General features: G+C 72.9%; 1 protein-coding gene and 1 pseudogene. Both read left to right on the top strand.

Annotated features, from left to right (window positions below; translation table 11 throughout):
* Nucleotides 1-391 precede the first annotated feature (391 nt).
* The gene (locus I6A81_RS00045) at nucleotides 392-763 is read left to right on the top strand and encodes a BlaI/MecI/CopY family transcriptional regulator (protein WP_203010052.1); all 372 of its coding nucleotides are present in this window, start codon (nucleotides 392-394) and stop codon (nucleotides 761-763) included.
* Between the two features lies 1 nt (nucleotide 764).
* Nucleotides 765-1,176, top strand: a pseudogene (locus tag I6A81_RS00040) (M56 family metallopeptidase); the annotation flags it as partial.

The following is a 1,176-nucleotide window of genomic DNA, read 5'->3' as shown; positions in this document are numbered from 1 at the left end:
CCGGCTTCACCCCAAGGACGCCGTCGGCGGGCGACGACGCCCGGAGGAAGGTGGCTCCCCCGCTGCTGCCTGTGCCGCGCGGGAGGGCATCGCTGGACCGGGGGGCGGGATTCGGCGCGCGGTCCGGCGGCGCTGGCGGGCACATGCCAACGCACTATGCTGGATCGTAGACAGTGGGGGTGTGGGCTGCGGACAGTGAGGCGCGGAGCCGTGGCAAGGCGCCGGGCCGCGCAGCCCGGGCGGCCACCAGCGGCATTCAGCTGCCGCTGAACGCAACCAGACTGGGCTGTCGATCCCGCCGGTTGGCGACGGGAGAGACGTGGCGCCATCGCCTAGTCGCGAGCGGGCCCGCTCTGGCCCGGTGCACAGGGCTAGGGCGAGGGGAGGTGGGATGGAGCTGTTCGGTGACCTCGAGGCCGAGGTGATGGACCGGATGTGGGCTCGCGTGAAGCCGGCCACGGTGCGCGACGTCCTCGAGGGGCTGCGGCAGGTTCGCCCGCTCGCCTACACCACCGTCATGACGGTGATGGACCGCCTCTTCCAGAAGGGCTGGCTCACCCGGGAGCGGGTCGGTCGCGGGTACGTCTACGCCACCACGCTGTCGCGCAGCGAGTACACCGCCCGACAGTTGAGCGAGGTACTTTCCAGCACCGACAACCGTGGGATGGCCCTGCTGCACTTCGTCCGGTCCATGGACCCCGCCGAGGTGGAGGCCCTGAGTGACGCGCTGCGCTGGCGCGCCCAGGAGAAGGGCGCCGACTGACGTGACGGTCCCGCTGCTGACCGGCTACATCCTGGCGATGCTGTTCCTCGCGCCGCGGCTGCTGCGCGGCGCCGGCTGGACCCGCAGGGCGCCGAGGCTGGGCATCGGCCTGTGGGTCGCCGCCTGCCTGTCCACGGTCGCCGCGGTCTGCCTCCTCGGCGCCCTGCTGGTCGTGCCGCTGCTGACCGTCGGCCACGCGATCATGTCGCTGATCATGGCGTGCGGCATCTCGCCGCATCATGTCTCCAGCACCGCCGTGTCGCTGGCCATGGACGCGGCCGGGCTCGGTGTGATGGCCGTCGTCGCGGGGCGCATCCTGTACGCGATGGCAACCGTCGCGCTGCCGCAGCGGCGGTTGCGGCGCCGGCACGCCGCCGTGCTGCGGGCGCTCGGACGTCGCCACCCCACCCGCG

Origin of the sequence: Frankia nepalensis (genome assembly GCF_016786325.1) — a bacterium.
Classification (GTDB): domain Bacteria; phylum Actinomycetota; class Actinomycetes; order Frankiales; family Frankiaceae; genus Pseudofrankia; species Pseudofrankia nepalensis.
Note: the sequence above shows the minus strand (reverse complement) of the source record. Positions and strands in the feature narration are given on the sequence as shown.